20 protein-coding genes and 1 other annotated feature are annotated in these 20,113 nt (G+C 40.4%); of the genes, 16 read left to right on the top strand and 4 right to left on the bottom strand.

Annotation, left to right across the window (positions count from 1 at the left end):
* The first annotated feature begins 8 nt into the window (after positions 1–8).
* A complete protein-coding gene (locus IGJ53_RS02645; protein ID WP_259741771.1) occupies positions 9–1,127 on the top strand; it encodes an aminotransferase in 1,119 nt (372 codons plus the stop codon).
* A gap of 59 nt (positions 1,128–1,186) precedes the next feature.
* Here IGJ53_RS02645 and IGJ53_RS02650 read toward each other — a convergent pair whose 3' ends face one another.
* A complete protein-coding gene (locus IGJ53_RS02650) occupies positions 1,187–2,479 on the bottom strand; it encodes a multidrug efflux MFS transporter (RefSeq protein ID WP_002329559.1) in 1,293 nt (430 codons plus the stop codon).
* 149 nt (positions 2,480–2,628) lie between these two features.
* Here IGJ53_RS02650 and IGJ53_RS02655 point away from each other — a divergent pair, with 149 nt between their 5' ends.
* From IGJ53_RS02655 to IGJ53_RS02665, 3 genes are all read left to right on the top strand, one after another.
* A complete protein-coding gene (locus IGJ53_RS02655; RefSeq protein ID WP_002325115.1) occupies positions 2,629–3,189 on the top strand; it encodes a TetR/AcrR family transcriptional regulator in 561 nt (186 codons plus the stop codon).
* A 128-nt stretch (positions 3,190–3,317) separates the two neighbouring features.
* Positions 3,318–3,695 carry a DUF1033 family protein gene (locus tag IGJ53_RS02660; protein WP_002312065.1) on the top strand — a complete coding sequence of 126 codons (378 nt, stop codon included), beginning with the start codon at positions 3,318–3,320 and terminating at the stop codon, positions 3,693–3,695.
* On the top strand, positions 3,628–5,700 hold the full coding sequence (locus IGJ53_RS02665; protein WP_259741772.1) for a DNA topoisomerase III: 2,073 nt from the start codon (positions 3,628–3,630) through the stop codon (positions 5,698–5,700). Before IGJ53_RS02660 ends, IGJ53_RS02665 begins: the two co-directional genes overlap by 68 nt.
* A 328-nt stretch (positions 5,701–6,028) precedes the next feature.
* Here IGJ53_RS02665 and IGJ53_RS02670 read toward each other — a convergent pair whose 3' ends face one another.
* Entirely contained in the window at positions 6,029–6,976 is a 948-nt protein-coding gene (locus IGJ53_RS02670) for a glycosyltransferase family 2 protein (protein ID WP_002375005.1), read from the bottom strand.
* Between the two features lie 245 nt (positions 6,977–7,221).
* Between IGJ53_RS02670 and IGJ53_RS02675 the strand changes: the two genes are divergently transcribed.
* On the top strand, positions 7,222–7,686 hold the full coding sequence (locus IGJ53_RS02675) for a methylated-DNA--[protein]-cysteine S-methyltransferase (protein ID WP_010731993.1): 465 nt from the start codon (positions 7,222–7,224) through the stop codon (positions 7,684–7,686).
* A gap of 62 nt (positions 7,687–7,748) precedes the next feature.
* Here IGJ53_RS02675 and IGJ53_RS02680 read toward each other — a convergent pair whose 3' ends face one another.
* Positions 7,749–8,792 (bottom strand): YeiH family protein, encoded by a 1,044-nt coding sequence (locus IGJ53_RS02680; protein ID WP_010731994.1) that lies wholly within the window; start codon positions 8,790–8,792, stop codon positions 7,749–7,751.
* A 251-nt stretch (positions 8,793–9,043) separates the two neighbouring features.
* On the bottom strand, positions 9,044–10,012 hold the full coding sequence (locus tag IGJ53_RS02685; protein ID WP_010731995.1) for a TDT family transporter: 969 nt from the start codon (positions 10,010–10,012) through the stop codon (positions 9,044–9,046).
* Positions 10,013–10,245: 233 nt separating this feature from the next.
* Between IGJ53_RS02685 and IGJ53_RS02690 the strand changes: the two genes are divergently transcribed.
* From IGJ53_RS02690 to sufU, 11 genes are all read left to right on the top strand, one after another.
* A complete protein-coding gene (locus tag IGJ53_RS02690; protein ID WP_002375016.1) occupies positions 10,246–11,088 on the top strand; it encodes a LysR family transcriptional regulator in 843 nt (280 codons plus the stop codon).
* A gap of 193 nt (positions 11,089–11,281) precedes the next feature.
* Positions 11,282–12,469, top strand: a complete 1,188-nt coding sequence (locus tag IGJ53_RS02695; protein ID WP_002312069.1) for an FtsW/RodA/SpoVE family cell cycle protein — start codon at positions 11,282–11,284, stop codon at positions 12,467–12,469.
* A 5-nt stretch (positions 12,470–12,474) separates the two neighbouring features.
* A complete protein-coding gene (locus IGJ53_RS02700) occupies positions 12,475–12,831 on the top strand; it encodes an arsenate reductase family protein (RefSeq protein WP_002308244.1) in 357 nt (118 codons plus the stop codon).
* A 1-nt stretch (position 12,832) separates the two neighbouring features.
* Complete coding sequence (locus IGJ53_RS02705; RefSeq protein WP_002291179.1) at positions 12,833–13,171, top strand: glycine cleavage system protein H; 339 nt, start codon at positions 12,833–12,835, stop codon at positions 13,169–13,171.
* A gap of 75 nt (positions 13,172–13,246) precedes the next feature.
* Positions 13,247–13,503: a binding site (T-box leader), on the top strand.
* 62 nt (positions 13,504–13,565) lie between these two features.
* Positions 13,566–14,600 (top strand): methionine ABC transporter ATP-binding protein, encoded by a 1,035-nt coding sequence (locus IGJ53_RS02710; RefSeq protein WP_002304234.1) that lies wholly within the window; start codon positions 13,566–13,568, stop codon positions 14,598–14,600.
* The gene (locus IGJ53_RS02715) at positions 14,593–15,279 is read left to right on the top strand and encodes a methionine ABC transporter permease (protein ID WP_002287674.1); all 687 of its coding nucleotides are present in this window, start codon (positions 14,593–14,595) and stop codon (positions 15,277–15,279) included. The genes IGJ53_RS02710 and IGJ53_RS02715 overlap by 8 nt, the downstream gene beginning before the upstream one ends.
* A gap of 23 nt (positions 15,280–15,302) precedes the next feature.
* Positions 15,303–16,151 (top strand): MetQ/NlpA family ABC transporter substrate-binding protein, encoded by an 849-nt coding sequence (locus tag IGJ53_RS02720; protein WP_002375018.1) that lies wholly within the window; start codon positions 15,303–15,305, stop codon positions 16,149–16,151.
* Positions 16,152–16,347: 196 nt separating this feature from the next.
* Positions 16,348–17,121, top strand: a complete 774-nt coding sequence (gene sufC, locus IGJ53_RS02725) for a Fe-S cluster assembly ATPase SufC (protein ID WP_002287679.1) — start codon at positions 16,348–16,350, stop codon at positions 17,119–17,121.
* Positions 17,122–17,133: 12 nt separating this feature from the next.
* Positions 17,134–18,420 carry a Fe-S cluster assembly protein SufD gene (gene sufD, locus IGJ53_RS02730; RefSeq protein WP_010731996.1) on the top strand — a complete coding sequence of 429 codons (1,287 nt, stop codon included), beginning with the start codon at positions 17,134–17,136 and terminating at the stop codon, positions 18,418–18,420.
* Entirely contained in the window at positions 18,417–19,652 is a 1,236-nt protein-coding gene (locus tag IGJ53_RS02735) for a cysteine desulfurase (RefSeq protein ID WP_010731997.1), read from the top strand. Before sufD ends, IGJ53_RS02735 begins: the two co-directional genes overlap by 4 nt.
* Positions 19,639–20,109: a Fe-S cluster assembly sulfur transfer protein SufU gene (sufU, locus tag IGJ53_RS02740; protein WP_002287684.1), complete on the top strand. Its 471-nt coding sequence runs from the start codon at positions 19,639–19,641 to the stop codon at positions 20,107–20,109. The genes IGJ53_RS02735 and sufU overlap by 14 nt, the downstream gene beginning before the upstream one ends.
* The last annotated feature ends 4 nt before the right edge of the window (positions 20,110–20,113 follow it).

Below are 20,113 nucleotides of genomic sequence, written 5' to 3' on the forward strand. Positions count from 1 at the left end.
AAAGAAACATGGAAATCGCAAATTTTGGTGTAGAAGAATGGCTAAATAAATGGGAAAAGAAAGCGGTATATGATATTGCACAAAGTTCGATCGAAGCATTGACATTAGACGAACTCGTTGGCTTAGACGGGACCAACGTAAGTGAATTTTTCGAAAAACGCAAAAATGAACCATTGGACTATGGCTGGATCGAAGGATCAGATGCGTTCAAACAAGAAGTCGCTTCTCTTTATCAAACCGTCGATCCAGAAAATATCTTACAAACGAACGGAGCGACTGGTGCTAATCTTTTAGCTCTATACGCGTTAGTGGAGGCAGGAGATCATGTTGTTTCGATGCTTCCTACTTATCAGCAATTATATGACATCCCCAAATCTTTAGGTGCAACTGTTGACTTTGTTCATTTGAAGGAAGAAGAAGATTGGCAGTTTGATTTAGAACAGCTGGAAGCCTTAGTCAAACCTGAAACAAAGATCATCTGTTTGAATAGTGCAAACAATCCTACAGGTACATTGCTAGATCGGAAAACTTTAGAAAAAATCGCAGAAATTGCTCGTACAGTAGATGCATATGTATTGATAGATGAAGTATATGCGCCTTTAACGGATAAAGGTGAATTCTTGTCGATCGTAGATGTCTATGAGAAAGGTATAGCAACCAATTCCCTATCCAAGACCTACTCCATTCCAGGTATCCGTATTGGCTGGACAGCTACTGGACCTGAATTGGCAGAGGTTTTTCGAAAATATCGAGACTACACGATGATTTGCGGCGGAGTCCTGTCAGATGATCTTGCTGTACATGCATTGAAGAATAAAGAAAAAATCTTGGAGAGAAACAAAAAGATCATTACAGAGAACCTTGCGATTTTAAAACAATGGGTAGCAAATGAACCGAAAGTTGAACTTGTCGCTCCCAATTACGTCTCTACTTCTTTCATTAAATTAGCCATCGAAGAAGATGACCAGACATTTTGTATCAATTTATTAGAAGAAACAGGAGTACTATTAGTACCAGGAAGTGCCTTTGATTTACCGAAGCATGCCCGACTAGGTTACTGTTGTAAAAAAGAAACCTTGGAAAAGGGATTATTCCTCTTATCTGAATTCTTGAAAAAACAGGCCTAAACAAAAACACTGCAAGGACAGTCTGTGACAACTGTTCAAGCAGTGTTTTTCAGTTACGCTTATTGTCTATGAGAAGGAGAGTGCTCTGAAGATATGGAGACTCCTGAAGCTTTTTCTTCTGCAGTTTCTTGCTGATGGATCTCTTGTGTATTGTGTCGTACAAGCAAGAAGTTGACCAAAACAAGAAGAGAAGTTGAAAGAAAAACGCCACGATAACCAAATGCACTGGAAACACTGGAGCCAATCATAGGTCCTACTACGTTACCAGTTGCTTGGAAAGATTGGTTATAACTGAAGATCCGTCCAGCAGCTTGATGAGGCGAATATTTTGTGATCAATGCTTGGACAGCAGGGAGCAGACAAGCATCAGAGATACCAATCAAAAAACGTAAGGCAGCTAATTGCCAAACATTCGTGACGAATGCCATTGGGATATAAACCAAAATCGCAAAACCCAAACCAATCGCAAGTATTCTTTCACTCCCAATCTTGTCACCTAAGCGACCAAATCTTGGAGCGGCTATCAAAGTAGCAATTCCAGGTATCGAAGCGATGATTCCGCTGATCAATGTAACATTCCCATGTCCATGCAGCAATTGACGAATGTACAGACTGATGATTGGGCTGATAGAATTGTTGGATGCTTGGATGATCATCGTTGTGACGAACATACCGATGACGACGTGTGGATATTTCAAGTCTTTGAAAATCTGTTTGGCAGAAACCATGTTTTCTTTTTTCACTGGGACAAATTTTTCATGGACGAAAAACAGACTCAGCAAGAAGACGAAAAATAAGATGATCCCTGTAATGAAAAAGGTAGGGCGATAGCCAAACGCTGAAGCAGAGATCCCGCCAAGAAGCGGTCCAAGTAATGTTCCTGTAACAGAACCAGTTGCTAAGGTCCCAAGAACTTGACCACTTTTTTCTTTTGGCGTCCCAGTTGCGACAAGGGCAGTGGCATTACTGATATAACCAGAAAAAATCCCTTGAAGCAGACGCAATGCGACTAATTGATACACACTAGTTACGCAACCCATCAAAGAAATGACGATTGCCATTCCTAATGAAGCACGCAGCAGCATCAATTTTCTTCCTTTTTGGTCGGCTAATTTCCCCCACCAAGGAGAGATCAGCGTAGTCACCAAGAAAGTAGATGAAAAAGTCAATCCGCTCCAAAAGTTCAATTGTGCCGTACTATAATTACCTAACGTATCTATGTAAAGTGACATAAAAGGCATGACTAAACTAAATCCGATACCAGCCATAAATGTTCCAAACCATAAGACAAACAAGTTTTGTTCCCAAGTTTCTCTTTTCCTAAATAATTTTTCCTTTATTCTTGCAGCCAATTAGACTCCTTCTTTCTGAAAATTTTCATCTACAACTCTTTATTATAAACTACAATATGTAGTTTATCAATGAAAGTCTCTTTTTTCTCTTTCTTTTTCGTGGTAAACTGAAAGAGTGAAGGATTTATTTTATGAGAGGAAACATGGAAATGAAAAAAAGAAATCTGTCTCAAGAGAAAATCATCGACTGCTTTCGAGAACTAGCAGAAGAGATGGATGTTCAGCAAATAACCTTTCAGCATTTAGCAAAACGCTTGGATATCAAGGCTCCCTCGCTGTATAACCATTTCAAAAATATTCGTGATGTCAAAACAGCGTTAACAGCAAAACTTCTGCAGGAACTTAATGACCAGCTGCGTCGGGCTCTTGTGGGAAAAAGTGGTCAGGAAGCACTGCAGATCTATGCAGAAACTTATCGATCCTTTGCTTTTTCGAATCAAGCAGTGTATGAGTTGCTGATCAGTGTGCCCCACACCAATGAAGCAGTTTTATTAGAGGGAATCCATGAAACGAACCAGATCATTTTGCAGATCTTTGAGGCTTTTCAATTAACGAAAGAAGAAAAAGTCCACCGAAGCAGAGAATTACGTAGTATGATTCACGGCTATCTTTCCTTGCGTTTTTTAGGATACTTTACAAAAGAACCGACAATCGATCCAGAGGACAGCTATTTTTGGATGATCAATGACTTTATCGCTACTTTGCCTTAAACAATCAGATTCATTTATATCATTTTCAAGATGTTCATTAAATGATCCTTTTATAAGAGAAAATTCTTGCAACTTTCTTGAAAAGTGACTAAGATGAGTCTAGAAAAGCTGAAAGAAGGAGCACGAGTATGTATCAAGTCATTACCATGTTCGGGGACAATGAGCCTTGGTGGTTCTTTGAAGACTGGGAAGAAGATATTGAAGCAGAAGAAACATTCGAGTCTTTTGAAGAAGCACGACAAGCGTACGAAAAACAATGGATCGCGATCCATCAAAATTATGAATATATCAATGCAAAAAGCAACTTTCTCAGCGCCTTTTGGAATGACGGAGATGAGCGCTGGTGTGAAGAGTGTGACGATGATTTACAGCAATACAAGGGACTTGCGTTGTTGAAAAATCATCAGCCCATCACAGTAGAAAGCAGAAAGGAATTTTATGAAACAACTAATTCTAGCGGAAAAACCAAGCGTTGCGAAAGACCTAAGCAAGGTGCTTGGTGCTAATCAAAAGCACAAAAATTATTATGAAGGACCCAAGGTGATCGTTACTTGGGCCCTTGGTCATTTATTAGGATTGAAAATGCCGGAAGATCTGAATAAGGAATGGCAGAGCTGGCAAATGGACACGTTGCCGATAATCCCTAAAAAACTAGGAATCAAACCACTTCCTAAAACAGGACATCAATTAAAAGCAATCAAGCAGCTGGCTCAACGAAAAGATGTCTCAGAAGCAGTCATTGCGACAGATGCCGGAAGGGAAGGAGAACTTGTTGCTCGCTGGATCTTAGAGTATGTGCATTTCAATAAACCAGTGAAGCGGTTATGGATCTCTTCTCAAACAGATAAAGCAATCAAAACAGGATTCAAGCAACTAAGACCTGCAAAAGAATATGATGCATTGTATGAATCTGCTCTTGCCCGGGCAAAAGCGGACTGGTTGGTAGGATTGAATGTGACCAGAGCCTTAACTGTGAAGTACGCGGATAATTTATCAGCAGGCCGTGTGCAGACACCGACACTAGCATTAGTGAGAGATCAAGAAAAGAAAATCGAACAGTTCCGTCCACAAACGTATTTCACGATCACGTTGCACGCTGGAAAAGAACAAGCCAAAATGGTTCAAAAAAATCAATTTGCTTTAAAAACACAAGAAGAAGCACAAAAACTTGTTCAATTGATCAGTACAAGCAAAGGAACTGTCACAGATATCCAAGAAAAATTAAAAACGGAATCTGCGCCGCTACCTTATGATTTAACAGAGATCCAAAGAGAAGCCAATCAACGCTATGGCTATTCTGCAAAGAAAACATTAAGTCTTGTACAAAGTTTATATGAGACCCATAAAATCGTTACTTATCCGCGTACAGACAGCAAATATCTGACAAACGACATGAAAAGTACGATGAACGAACGACTGCAAGCAGTCAGCGACTTTGCTCCTGAGGTCAAGCAGTATTTGAAAAACGGAGCCATCGTCCAACAGACAAAAGTATTCCAAGACAATAAAGTGACCGATCATCATGCGCTTTTGCCAACTGAAAACCGAGCACGTTATGAAAAACTAAGTAATGAAGAGCAAAAAATCTATCAGATGATCGTCTCTCGTTTCTTAGGCTTATTTGCTCAACCACACAAAGTCAGTCAGACAAAAGTCACGGTTGAATTTGGTAAAGAACAATTCATTTTCCGACAAAATCGTGTCGTCCAAGCAGGGTGGAAAGGCGAAACGGAATCTGAAACGGAAACAGTCAAGTGGGAAAAAGGAATGCGGATCAATCCTGATTTCACCATCAAAAAAGAATTATCTGCACCGCCTAAACCATTGACAGAAGCAAGCTTGCTTGGACAAATGGAAAAATACAGTCTGGGAACCCCGGCTACTCGTGCAGAGATCATTGAGAAACTGATTAAATCAGAGCTGATGGAACGTACCCCTCAAGGACTGCAAGTATCCCCTAAAGGTAAACAATTATTAGTATTAGTCAACCCATCTTTAGTGACACCGGATCTGACAGAAAGCTGGGAAAAAGACCTTGAAGCGATTGCTGCAGGAAAGAAACAAGCAGGAACCTTCTTGAATGGGATCGAAAAAGAAACAAAACGCTTGGTGAATGAAATCAAATCAAGCAAACAAGAATATCAAGATTTCTCGATCACCCAAAAGAAATGTCCAGAATGTGGGGCCAATCTGCGTGAGAAAAACACACGAGACGGCAAAATTTATGTCTGCACCAATTCAGATTGCAGCTACCGCAGAAGAAAAGATCCAAAAGTCTCCAACCATCGCTGCCCACAATGTCACCGGAAAATGGAAATCATCGAAGGCAAAAATGGTGCTTATTTCCGTTGTAAATACGACGGAACGACAGAAAAAATGCTTGATAAAAAAGAGCAGAAGAAGAAAATGACCAAACATGAAGAACGTCGCTTGCTGAAAAAATATGCACAGGCAGAAGAACCAGAAGAAAGCCCATTAGCAGCAGCACTAAAAGCGGCAATGAAAAAGTAAGAAGATGGAGGTTGTGAAAAAGCTGTTCTGCATCAAGTAATAAGAACAGCCAAGCAAAAACAGCTTTTCATGTTTTTGAATTGGCTGGATTTATTATCGCAGATGCAAGCTTTTGAACACCGTTTAAGGAAGAGGTCGTAAGCCTGCCGTTCAGCTCCGAGTCACAAGGAACAATTTCAAAAAACAGCTTCTCATGTTTGCTGGATATTGTGATTTGTAACCGAGGAGTTGGCAGGAGAACACCGTTTGTTCGGAAAGAGGGACTGTGACAAGATTTTTGTCACAGTCCCTCTTCATTTAAAAAAATGTTCACTTCATTTGACGTATATTATTGGTGAGGCTTCAATTCATTTGGCTTCACTTTTTCTGTTTCTCTAATAATATAAACAGGACGTTGTTTCGTTTCTAAGAAGATTTTTCCGATATATTTCCCGATGATTCCAAGACATAACAGTTGGATTCCGCCGATGAATAGGAAGATCGAGACCATGGAAGGCCATCCTGATGTAGGATCACCAAACAGCAATGCCCGCAAAATAATGAACAAGATCGCAATACCAGAACAAACACAAGACAAAGCGCCGATAAATGAAGCAATCGTCAATGGCGCATCGGAGAAGTTCACGATACCATCAATCGAGTAGTTGAACAATTTCCAGAAGGACCAAGATGTTTCACCAGCTACACGTTCGCGGTTTTCATAAGAAATATATTCTGTTTTGAATCCGACCCAACTGAATAATCCTTTTGAAAATCGGTTGTATTCTGTTAGTTCTAGGACAGCATCCACCATTTGTCGGGTCATCAAACGGAAATCACGAGCGCCATCGACCATTTCTGTATCGCTGATTTTATTGATCAACTGGTAGAATTTTTTCGCGAAGAAGCTGCGGATTGCAGGCTCACCTTCACGAGTCGAACGCCGGGTGCCGACACAATCGATATCAGAAGTAGTGATTCGTTCAATCATCTCAGGAAGCAGTTCAGGCGGATCTTGTAAGTCAACATCCATAACAGTCACTAAATCTCCTGTAGATGCTTGTAATCCAGCGTATAGAGCCGCTTCTTTCCCGAAATTTCTGGAAAATGAGACAAAGCGGACATAAGGATAAGCTGCAGCTAGCTTCTTGATTGCTGCTAACGTACCGTCTTTTGATCCATCGTCAATAAATAAATATTCGAACTCATGGGCACCTTTGAATTTTTCAACCTCATCAAAAAAAAGAGGAACCGTTTTTTCTTCATTGAAACATGGGACAACAATTGATACTTTCATCGTTTCTATCCTTTCAATCGTATGTTTATATATGGTTTACATTCAAAATTTAATAAACCTTAAATAACACCTTTTAAATTTGATTTTACGTAAAAGAACAGGTATTCTTTTGGTAAACTACCGTATTTAGTTTACCATGTTTCCTCGGTTTATCAAACTTTTAAGAACAATTTTTAGTAGTTGGCAAGTAGTTTTGGACAGAGAAAAAGGAGGAAGTTCCAGTCTGTTGACCAGGAGCAAACAAAATGAAAATACACACACCTATCGGCTTTTTATGGTTAGATGCAGATGAATCCGGGTTGACTGCCGTATCTTTTCAGCCAATTTCGGAAAGCAAATCAGCGAATCAGCAAATTTTGACGCGCACACAAGAACAGTTTGAAGAATATTTTGCGGGAAAAAGAAAAGAATTTGAAGTTCCTTTATCTATAAAGAGAGGTACGCCTTTTCAGCAAAATGTCTGGAAAGCTTTGTCGACCATTCCTTATGGAGAAATCCGAACGTATAAAGAAGTAGCCGTTGCTGTTGATAGTCCGAAAGCTGTGCGAGCGATTGGACAGGCAAATCGAACCAATCCATTGCCAATCATTATTCCTTGTCATCGAGTGATCGGGCAAAATGGAAAACTGACAGGATATATGGGAAACGCAACAGATGGAGTCGAAATCAAACGCCAATTGTTGCTATTAGAAGGGTATCTGCAAAATTAAAAAACAGTTGTGATTCGAACATTGTTCCATGCGAGAATCACAACTGTTTTTTCGTGTTTATTCTAAAGTTTGATCAGCCAAATAAATAGTAAAGCCATCACTGTTTGGAGAAGCCCAACAGCCAATCCGTAAGATAAGAAACGTGTACCTTCTTTCATGAATTTTGCAAAGTCTAAACGCAGCCCAATTGCCGCTAAAGCAGTGATCTCAAACCAGCTACTGATAAAATGTGCCGATTGGTCAATAACTACAGGTAAAGAAAACAAGCTGTTGACCAAACAAAAGATCACAAACCCTAATACATACCAAGGAAGCGGTAATTTTCGTTTTTTCTGCGTGTCAGTCGGTTTTTCAAACAGAGCTGGTTGTTTCTTGTGCATGAATTTTTCAAACAAATAGACAACAACAACAAGCATCATGATACGTAGAATCTTGAACAACATGGCAAATTCGACAACAGAACTGTCAAGTAAACTTGCACCAGCGACTACTTGACCCACAGATTGGAGTGTACCACCCAAAAGTGCGCTTTTTTCAATGAGATTTCCGCCGAATAGCTGTAATCCAAGAAAAGGGAGGGTCAACATCATTACAGTACCTAGTAGATTGACCAGTGTGATGATCTGTCCTTTTTCTTCCTCTTTTGCATGAATGGAAGGGGCGATCGAAGCAATAGCAGAAGAACCACAAACAGCGTTTCCTCCAGCCATCATCAAAGAAGAAGTATCGCTGAATTGCAGTTTCTTACCAATCAAGTAAGCACCGATGATAGTGACTGACATCTGTAGTAACACAAAAACAATTCCTTTTACACCAATTTGAGCAATCGTTTGAGCGGTGACAGTTGCACCTAGTAAAAAAACAGAGAATTCTAATAGTTTGCTTTCAGCGAATTTTGTGCCGATTGCTAGAACAGGCTGTTTAAAAAAAGTATTTCCTAATAAAATACCCAATAAAATAGCAATAGTCGCTCCACCTAACTGTGGCAGATAAATAGCAAGAAGCCGGCTGATGGCAGCGATAGCAAAAGAAAGCAGTAACCCGGGCAAAATCTCGCGGACCGCTGAATCCTTTACAGATTTTATTGGATGTGACAATGATTTCATTTGATTGGTTCCTTTCGTCAATAAATACTAAAAGCATACTCGAACATAGTAGCACTAAACCAGTATTTTGACAAAAGAATAAGAGGTCGTGACAAAAGTCTTGTCACAACCTCTTGTTTCGAATAAACGGTGTTTAAAAGCTTGCATCTGCAGGAATAAGTCCAAGCAACCGACAGATATGAGGAGCTATTTTTGATTGGCTGTTCTTATGACTTGATGCAGAACAGCTTTTTCACAACCGATCGAATCAATTATGAAGCGATTTTTTTAGAAACAAATTTTCCATGTTTGCTATGTTCTTTAGTTAAGAAACGTACGTAATGAGCAAGCACGTAGAAGACAACTACGCTTGCAAACAGACATTCCGCAATCTTTAAGAAATCTAATACGCTGCTATAAATACCTAAACTGTTGAAGTAATGAACAGTAGTAAATAGAGCTGTTGCAGAGATAACAAGTGGGAATGTAAAGGCTGCGTAGCTTGGATAAAAACGAAGCTTGAACAAGCGTGGCAGCATAGACAGTACAACGAAATACAATGCTTGAGATAAAACGAACAACGCTACGACAAGATAAAAGTTAGGTTCTGCAAAGTTTTTCAGGTAACCTGTCAGGCAAAGAGAACCAGGTGCTGCAACGATCGTAATCAGCGGACGTGTCGGATGAGCCATATTTCTTACGAAAAAGACACGTTTGATGATGATTGGCAATAAGAACGCATAGCAGACCAATGAAATCCAAAAGAAGATTTTTCCAATAAGTGGGAAGAAGTTCCCAGCAGTTACAGTGATGACCCCAAATCCAACGTAAATGATAAACCAGCTTGGATAAATTGCTTCAATAGAAAGATCAGCTTTGATGACATGGTGATAATTGAAATAAAAGACAAGGATCACTTGGAAAATAACTGCACACAACCAAATGAATTTGACAATCGGTGCAATACTTTCATATGAAACAAAATAAGTACAAATAACCATGAGTGACATCGTAAAAGTTGGTGAAACGGAGGCGATGATCGGATCATGCAACGTTTGTTTCGTATGCTCAAATAAGATAAACAATTTAACAAAAATGAATATCATAAGAATCATTGAGATACCGCCAGTTAGATTGCCTAAAGCAACATGGTGATAGTCTTTAAACAGATTTCCAAGGGAAGCTAACCCAAGGATCAACCCGCAAATCGGGATCGGAATAATTTTCAAAAAGTTCTTCATATATATATTCTCCTTTTTATTTAATAGATTTTAGTACCAAGATGAACGAATACATTGTAAAATGAATAGGTCTGTATGATTACGAGCAAAGCAGACAGCTGATTGTCTTTGTCTGAGTTACTAGTTGGATCAGCAACTGTTTTGTTGTACATTTCTATTATAGATGGTTTTTTGTATATTTAAATCAAATAGTTTTTATAGTAATTATCATAAAAAGTTATGGAAGTGGTGCCATGTTTAAGTTATTAACGACTTTTCGAGCAGTATATGAAACAAGAAATTTTTCTAGAGCAGCAGAAGTACTGTTTTTATCTCAGCCAGCCGTCTCGAATCAAATCAAACAATTAGAGCGGGAGTTGAATATTGATCTTTTTCAGCGTAATGGCAGAAAAGAGATGCTTCCAACTAAGCAAGCCGATTTATTATACGAGCGGACGCTGGTTTTATTAGAAGAATGGGAAGAGACCCAGCAAAAATTGCTCAATGAACAAAATGAAGAAGAAGTATGTCGGATTGTTGCTTCCCACACATTTGCTGTCTATCTTTTGCCTCAGTTGATGAAACATCTGATCAAAAGGTTTCCTAAAGTGCATTTTGAGATCGAGATCGCGAATTCACATGAATCATTAGAACAAGTAGCGAAACATGAATCCGATTTTGGTTTTATCGAAAAGCCATTAGAGACTTCCGGCGTACAAAGGTACTCTTTGATGGAAGACCAGCTAGTCATTGCTGGGGACCCAAAAAGCAAATTGTGGCTTGTAAGAGAAGCAAATTCTGGTGTTTTTCATTACACGCAACGTTATTTTGAAGAAATGAATATCCAAGATAAGAAAATGATCGTGAAAAGCAATGATGTGATCGTTGCGTTGCTGAAGGAAGGAATCGGACGCTCGATTTTATCTAAGCGCTCTGTGCCAGAAGACGTACCAATGATTCCGTTGAATTTCCATCGGTATTTTTATTTCATCCAACGAACCAATCTGGTTTCTGATCAGCTGTTAGAGATTGCTGAAGAGATCCTTCGATACAATGAAAGCACAGAAACTTCTCACAGCGAGGAGAATCTCAGCTGATAGATGATTGCATGTATCAAAAAAAGTTCTATGATACACTAAAGATAAGCAGTAGGCTTTTGCCTTTTGTTTGCTCAAGCAGCTGCACAAACGGAAAGTTAATTTTTCCCAAATGTCTGTGGAAAGACTTTCCATTATCTAACTGGACCGCTATAATAATCAGCAGTATGGTTTTTAAGAAAAGGGATGAAACATGGAAAAAAAATTAAAAGCTTCGAACGATAATCGTATTGATTATGGCGTGATTTTACCAGTCTTTCTGTTATGTTTGATTGGTCTGCTCTCATTATATGTAGCACTTAGCCATGATCCAAACAATCCAGCAGTCTTAAAAGGCGTAGGGATGCAAGTTGTCTGGTATTTAGTTGGAGCGGCAGCAATCGTTGTCATCATGCATTTGAATTCCAAATGGATCTGGAAACTGACTCCTTACCTTTATGGCTTGGGGTTAGTAGTAATGGGACTCTTACTTGAATTCTATGATAAGAATTTAGCCGATTCTACAGGTTCTAAAAACTGGTTCCGATTCGGTGCATTCACCTTCCAGCCAGCAGAGCTAATGAAGATTGCGTACATCTTGATGATGGCGCTGATCGTGACCAAACATAATACGCAAGTAAAAGAACGGACGATGAAATCGGACTTTTGGCTGATTGGGAAGCTCTTGATCGTGACGATACCGGTTTTAGCATTGATCATGGCCCAAGATGACTTTGGAACGATGCTCGTCTTCCTTGCGATCTTCGGCGGGATATTCTTGATGTCTGGGATCTCTTGGCGTATCATCGCCCCGGTAGTGATCTTGGCAGTAGTCGTTGGTGCAGGAACGATTTTCTTAGTGACGACTGAAGGCGGAAGAGACTTGCTGTACAAAGTGGGCTTCAAATCTTATCAATTTGCACGTATTGATTCATGGCTGGATCCTTTCCATGATACGTCTGGAATGAGTTATCAGCCGGCTCAAGGACTTTTGGCAATCGGCACCGGTGGCTTATTTGGTAAAGGATTCAATGTAAGCAATATTTATGTGCCTGTTCGTGAGTCCGATATGATTTTTACCGTTATCGGTGAAAACTTCGGCTTTATCGGTGGTGCATTCGTCATTTTCTTGTATTTTATTTTGATTTATCGTATGATTCGGGTGTGTTTCGATACGAATAATGAATTTTACGCCTATATCGCAAGCGGTTTGATCATGATGCTGCTGTTCCATGTCTTTGAGAACATTGGAGCAAATATCGGATTACTTCCTTTAACAGGGATCCCATTGCCTTTCATTAGCCAAGGAGGATCTTCGATTTTAGGGAACATGATCGGTATCGGGTTGATATTATCGATGAGATACCAAAATGAAGCACCTGCAAGATCTTCAAGGAGGTAAGAAAATTGTACACCTTTTACTGGTACCCGAAATGTTCAACATGCAAAAAAGCCAAAGCGTGGTTAGACCAGCATGGCGTTAGTTATCAAACTGTTGATATGATTAAAGAAGTACCGAAGGCCTCAACGATTGAGACTTGGCTAGAAACGAGTCAAGTACCAATCCGTCGCCTGTTCAACACAAGCGGGATGAAATATCGGGAACTTGGACTGAAAGATCAAGTAGGCGAGTTTACGGCTTCAAAAGCAAGCCAAGTCTTATCGACAGATGGCATGCTGATCAAGCGGCCGCTGATCGTGCAAGAGGACCAGCTGGTTGCAATTGGCTTCAATGAAAAAATTTATGAAGGAGAACTGATATAAAATGGCAGGCAAACATTTGAAGAAAAAGGACAACCTTTGGATCTTATTTAATGGAAAAGAATACTGTGTTGGTTTGACAAATGAAGCGCAAGAAGAACTTGGAGACATCACGTTTGCCAATCTGCCAAAAGCAGGACAATCGCTAAAAAAAGATGAACCTCTGATCGAAGTCGAAGCGGAAAAAGCGGTTAATGAATTTGCTAGCCCGCTAACGGGTACAGTTTCTTCTGTTAATGATAAAATCGGTGAGGATATCAATATCTTGAATGATTCAGATGAAATGAATGCGTGGATCTTAAGTTTCAAAGATGTTGATCCAAAAGAATTTGACGAATTATAAAATCAGAAAATCACTTGAAAAAAGTTGACACTGATTCTTCCAGTTGCTATAATCATAAGCAATCCTATATGAAATGAGAAAGCTTTGAAAAGAAGAGTACATGTCACGGACGTTTGAAGAGAGCCCTGTTTGCTGAAAATGGGTAACGAAAATGAGATGGAAGATGGTCTTAGAGCAGAGTAAGCGAGCGTAAGCAAACTTACTACGGGAGTGCCCGTTACAGCGCGACAGTATACGGAAAGAAGCTAAGTCCAAGTACTGGAAGAGGCTGTTATTGCGAAGTAACGGTAAATCAAGGTGGTAACACGGAAGTTCAAGCTTTCGTCCTTTTGCTTAAGGCAAGAGGGCGAAGGCTTTTTTGTTTGAAAAATCATAAGAGAAAGATGTGAATGGCATGTCATTAATCCAACTAACGAATGTCAAAAAGACATTCAATGGGAAAAACGGAAACATCCAAGCCGTCAATGACGTTTCACTAAACGTTGAAAAAGGGGATATTTATGGAATCGTCGGCTATTCTGGCGCAGGAAAAAGTACATTAGTCCGTCTCCTGAATGGACTTGAACTTCCCACGAGCGGCGAAGTGATCGTAAACGATCAAGATATCACAAAATTAAAAAACAAAGAATTGCGTACATTCCGAAAAAAAATTGGTATGATCTTCCAGCATTTCAACCTGTTATGGTCAAGAACTGTACTTGAAAATATTCAGCTGCCGTTGGAATTAGCTGGTGTACCAAAGAGCAAACGCAAAGAACGAGCAGAAGAACTGTTGCGTTTAGTCGGGTTAGAAGGACGCGGACAAGCGTATCCTTCACAACTTTCCGGCGGACAGAAACAACGTGTCGGTATCGCACGAGCATTGGCAAATGATCCTGAGATCTTGCTTTGTGATGAGGCTACGAGCGCATTGGACCCGCAAACAACAGAAGAAGTATTAGACTTATTGTTAGCAATCAATAAGAAATTGAATTTGACCATCGTCTTGATCACACATGAAATGAATGTGATCCGCAAAATCTGTAACAAAGTCGCTGTGATGGAGTTGGGGAAAGTCGTAGAAGAAGGAGACGTATTGACTGTCTTCAGACAACCGAAAAAAGAAGTAACCAAACGTTTTGTACAACAAGACATCGAACCAGAAGCTGATTCGACAGAACTATTAGCTGAACTCATCAAAGAAAATCCAAGCGGCCGTTTGGCAACTTTGACCTTTAGCGAAAGAAATGCCAACGAGCCAGTCATTTCCCAAGCGATTCGACGCTATAACATTGATGTCAACGTCGTATACGGGAAAATCAAACAAGTAAAAGAAGGTTCCTTTGGTTCATTGACTGTCTTGATGACAGGTGAAACCAAAGAATTAGATCAAGCAGAAGTGTTCATCAAAGAACAAGGAGTAGGAATTGAGGTGATCCATCGTGGATAAAAGCTTTTCAGAAACATATCTAGATTTTAAACAAATCAATCCGGAAACGATGAATCAGGCTATCCTTGATACACTATATATGACATTGATCTCAATGGTCTTAGTGACGATCATCGGATTAGTCTTGGGATTGATTCTTTACTCTATTGGACGTAAAAACAAACCGTATGCTCGAATCATTTACGGGATCGTATCGATCATCAGTAATATTTTCCGGTCAACACCATTTATGATCCTGATGGTTTTGATCATTCCATTTACTAAAGCAATCGTAGGCACTATGCTAGGTGCGCAAGCAGCCATTCCAGCTCTTGTTTTATCCGCGGCACCATTTTATGCCCGTCTAGTAGAGATTGCTTTTCGTGAAGTCAGCCCTGGCGTACTGGAAGCAGCAGATGCAATGGGGGCAAGTTACTGGGAAATCATCTGGAAGGTCTTGATACCTGAAAGTATTCCCGCGTTGATTTCTGGATTAACAGTTACAACGATCTCGATGATCGGATTTACCGCCATGGCCGGCGCGATCGGCGCAGGTGGACTTGGAGGTCTTGCTTGGCAGGAAGGCTACCAGCGTGGTAATCTGACAGTGACATTTGTTGCGACTTTAATTATTTTACTAATCGTATTTATCGTTCAAGGAATCGGTGATTTCTTAACTAAGAAAACAGACAAAAGATAATAGGATATAGGGGGATATAGGATATGAAAAAGAAGATTTTTGGATTAGCAGCAGCGCTTTTGCTGACTGTAGGATTAGCAGCATGCGGTAACAACAGCGACAGCAAAGATTCAGCAAATAAAGCAGACGACACGACATTGAAAGTCGGCGCTTCACCGACACCGCACGCAGAGATTTTGGAACATGTGAAACCATTATTGAAAGATGAAGGAATCGATCTTGAAATCGTCAAATTCGATGACTATGTATTACCGAACCAATCTTTGGAAGAAGGCGACATCGATGCCAATTACTTCCAGCATATTCCTTATTTGAACAAAGAAATCAAAGAAAAAGGGTATGACTTTGTCAATGCCGGTGCTGTCCACATCGAACCAATGGGCTTGTACTCTAAAAAAGTCAAAGATGTTTCTGAACTAAAAGATGGTGCAACGATCATCACTTCGAATTCTGAATCAGACTGGGGACGCATCATCACGATTTTACAAGATGCTGGGCTAGTCAAAGTCAAAGATGGAGTAGATCTGGAAACAGCCACATTCGATGATATTGCAGAAAACCCTAAGAACTTGAAGTTCAACCATACGATCGACCCATCACTTTTAGCTTCTACGTACCAAAATGATGAAGGTGACCTAGTCGCAATCAATGCAAACTTCGCTTATGGCGCAGGATTGAATCCATTAGAAGATGCCGTATTGCTTGAAAAAGACAACTCTCCTTACGTGAATATCATTGCGACTCGCAAAGGTGATGAAGACAGTGACAAAATCAAAAAACTGATTGAAGTGCTTCACCGTAAAGAAGTCCAAGAATGGATCACAGACAAATGGGGCGGCTCTGTTAAACCAGTAAAGGCTGATGCAAAATAAGGAATGAAACAAAAAAGATGAGAAATAAGTCTGTAACGGCTTATTCCTCATCTTTTTTATATCTATTCTAATTTAGAAATCAAAATTGTTTAATAATCAATAAAAGATATTTGATTTTAGTAAGGAAGATCATTGCGCTTCATTCTCAATTAGTCTAAAATGAGTGAGAACGAAAGAGAATTTGGGGGGATAATGCATGTCTGTCTTAGAAATAAAAAATCTACATGTGTCGATCGAGGAAAAAGAAATCCTTAAAGGCGTAAACCTAACAATGAAAACCGGAGAAATTCACGCCATCATGGGACCTAACGGCACAGGAAAATCAACCTTATCTGCCGCTATCATGGGCAATCCAAACTATGAAGTAACAGAAGGCGAAATCTTGTTTGACGGAAAAAATGTTTTAGACTTGGAAGTAGATGAACGTGCACGACTTGGCTTGTTTTTAGCTATGCAATATCCAAGTGAGATACCAGGTATCACGAATGCGGAATTCATGCGTGCAGCAATCAATGCGAAACGTGATGAAAACGACAAGATCTCTGTTATGGCATTTTTGAAAAAGTTAGATGAAAAAATGGCTTTATTGAATATGCCAGAAGAAATGGCTGAACGTTATCTGAACGAAGGTTTTTCTGGCGGGGAAAAGAAACGGAATGAGATCCTACAATTGTTGATGTTAGAACCAACATTTGCGATTTTAGACGAAATCGACTCGGGTCTGGATATCGATGCTTTGAAAGTCGTTGCTAAAGGAGTAAATGAAATGCGCGGAGACAATTTCGGTGCATTGATCATCACCCACTATCAACGATTATTGAACTATATCACACCTGATGTCGTTCACATCATGATGGAAGGTCGAGTAGTCATGACAGGGAATGCTGACTTAGCTAAACGCCTGGAAGCAGAAGGTTACGCTGGAATCAGTAAAGAATTAGGAATCGACTATAAAGAAGAAGAAGCGTAAGGGGGAGCAAGAATGAAAGAAAAAAACTGGCTCGATTATCTTGACGCGGTAAATGATTTTTCTTTAAGTAAAGGCGAACCTGATTGGATGAGAACCTTCCGCCAAGACGCACTAGCGAAAGCAGATGAACTGCCATTGCCGCATATCGATCGGGTGAAATTCCATCGCTGGTCGTTATTCGATGTGAAAGAAACACAAACCATCAGTGAAACAGGCACGATTCCGGCATTTGATGCAATGAAAGACAATCCTGTGCTTGTCCAACAAGGTTCATGGACGATTTTTGAACAACTACCTGTGGAATTAGCAGAAAAAGGAGTCATTTTTACCGACTTATTCACTGCAATGATCGAATACCCAGAACTAGTCCAAGAATATTATATGAAAAAAGCAGTAAACATGGACGAAGACCAATTGACTGCACTCCATGTAGGTTTTATGAACAGCGGTATTTTCCTGTATGTGCCTAAAAATGTCGTGATCGATGAACCACTCGAATCCTTATTCATTCAAGATGGCGCATCCGATGAGCACTTCTTCAAGCATGTGTTGATCGTGGCAGATGAACATAGTGAATTTTCTTATCTGGAACGTTTCCAGACAACTAAAGAACAAGTAGCAAAATCATCAGGTAATATCATCGTGGAAGTCATCGCTAAAGCTGGTTCAAAAATCAAATATTCAGCTGTAGATCAATTAGGAGAGAATATTACTTCTTATATGAATCGCCGTGGGCACATTTTACGAGACGCTTCTGTCGACTGGGCAATTGGTGTCATGAATGACGGTCATGTGATCGCTGACTTTGACTCAGATTTAGCAGGAGAAGGTGCACACGCAGAAGTCAAAATCGTGGCAATCAGCTCGGGCAGACAAATCCAAGGAATCGATACGCGAGTAACCAATAAAGCCCCTCATACGATCGGGCATATTTTGCAACACGGAGTGATCCGAGAAAAAGGAACATTGACCTTTAACGGTATCGGCCACATCCTGAAAGGGGCAAAAGGTGCAGATGCCCAACAAGAAAGCCGTGTCTTGATGCTTTCTGATAAAGCACGCGGTGATGCGAATCCTATTCTTTTGATCGATGAAAACGAAGTAACTGCTGGACATGCTGCTAGTGTAGGACGAGTTGATCCAGAAGAAATGTACTATCTGATGAGTCGAGGATTGCATAAAGAAGAAGCAGAGCGCTTAGTGATTCGAGGATTCCTCGGTTCTGTCTTAACAGCAATCCCTGTAGAACAAGTTCGGAAAGAATTAGTCGAAGTAATCGAAGGGAAGTTGAATGGATGATCGATGCTAAAAAGCTACGCAATGATTTTCCTATTTTATTTCAAGACGTCAATGATGAACCTTTAGTTTATCTGGATAATGCAGCGACGACCCAAAAGCCAAAACAAGTACTCCAGTCATTAGCGCACTATTATGAACACGATAACGCCAATGTTCATCGCGGTGTCCATACGTTAGCAGAACGCGCGACCCATGAGTATGAACAAGCAAGAGAAAAAGTACGAGTGTTCATCCATGCAGAAGAAACAGCAGAAGTTCTATTTACTCGTGGTACGACGACAAGCTTGAATTGGGTAGCCAGAAGCTTCGGCGACCGCTATATCAAAGCAGGAGACGAGATAGTGATCTCTTACATGGAACATCATTCTAATATTATCCCATGGCAGCAGTTGGCAAAACGAACAGGTGCCGTCTTGAAATATATCGAACTAACAGAAGAAGGCTTCCTGGATATGGAGGATGCAGCGAAAAAGATCACGGACAAAACCAAAATCGTCTCCATTGCTCATGTATCCAATGTCTTAGGTGTCATCAATCCTGTTCAAGAATTAGCTAAACTTGTCCATGAAAACGGCGGGGTCATCGTAGTAGATGGTGCACAATCTGCCCCGCACATGACCATTGATGTTCAAGCACTAGACTGTGATTTCTTTGCTTTCAGCGGACACAAAATGTGCGGACCAACAGGTATCGGTGTTTTATATGGTAAACGAAAATGGTTAGAAGAAATGGAACCTGTTGAATTTGGTGGCGAAATGATCGATTTTGTCGAATTATACGACACTACATGGAAAGAACTACCTTGGAAATTCGAAGCAGGGACACCAAATATCGCTGGCGCTATCGCATTAGGCCATGCAATCGATTATTTGCAAGAACTCGGCATGGACAATATCCATCGATATGAAGAAGAACTAGCCGCTTATGTGTTGCCAAAATTACAAGCAATCGATGGATTGACTGTTTATGGTCCGCAAGACCCGAATTTTCGGACAGGAGTCGTTGCGTTCAATTTGGATGGGTTACATCCACATGATGTCGCGACAGCTTTAGACATGGAAGGGGTAGCCGTTAGAGCAGGTCATCATTGTGCGCAACCGCTATTGAAGTACCTTGAAGTATCAGCGACTGCTCGCGCCAGCTTTTATTTCTACAACACAACGCAAGACGCCGACCGTTTAGTTGAAGCAATCATGGCAACAAAGGAGTTTTTCCAACATGGGACTATCTAAATTAGACAATTTATACCGTCAAGTGATCTTGGATCATTCTTCCCATCCGCATCATCGTGGAAGCTTGACTGACTCGACAAGCAAGATCGAATTGAACAACCCCACATGTGGAGATGTGATCGAATTGCAAGTCGATGTAAAAGACGGAATCATCAAAAATATCGCCTTTGACGGCAGCGGCTGCTCCATCAGTACGGCAAGTGCCTCGATGATGACAGACGCCGTCATCGGAAAATCAATAGAAGAAGCAGAACATTTAACTGTAGACTTTCTACAGCTTGTCCAAGGAAAAGAAGTCAAAGATCCCGACCAATTAGGCGATGCTGCTATGCTTGGTGGTGTAGCTAAATTTCCTGCTCGGATCAAATGTGCGACACTTGCTTGGAAAGCACTAGGAAAAGCAATGGAAAACGATGGTACCGCAGCTTTCCATCATTACCACAAGGAAGAGGAGTGAGAAC

The organism is Enterococcus sp. DIV1283b (assembly GCF_051710965.1).
Lineage (GTDB): Bacteria > Bacillota > Bacilli > Lactobacillales > Enterococcaceae > Enterococcus_B > Enterococcus_B lactis.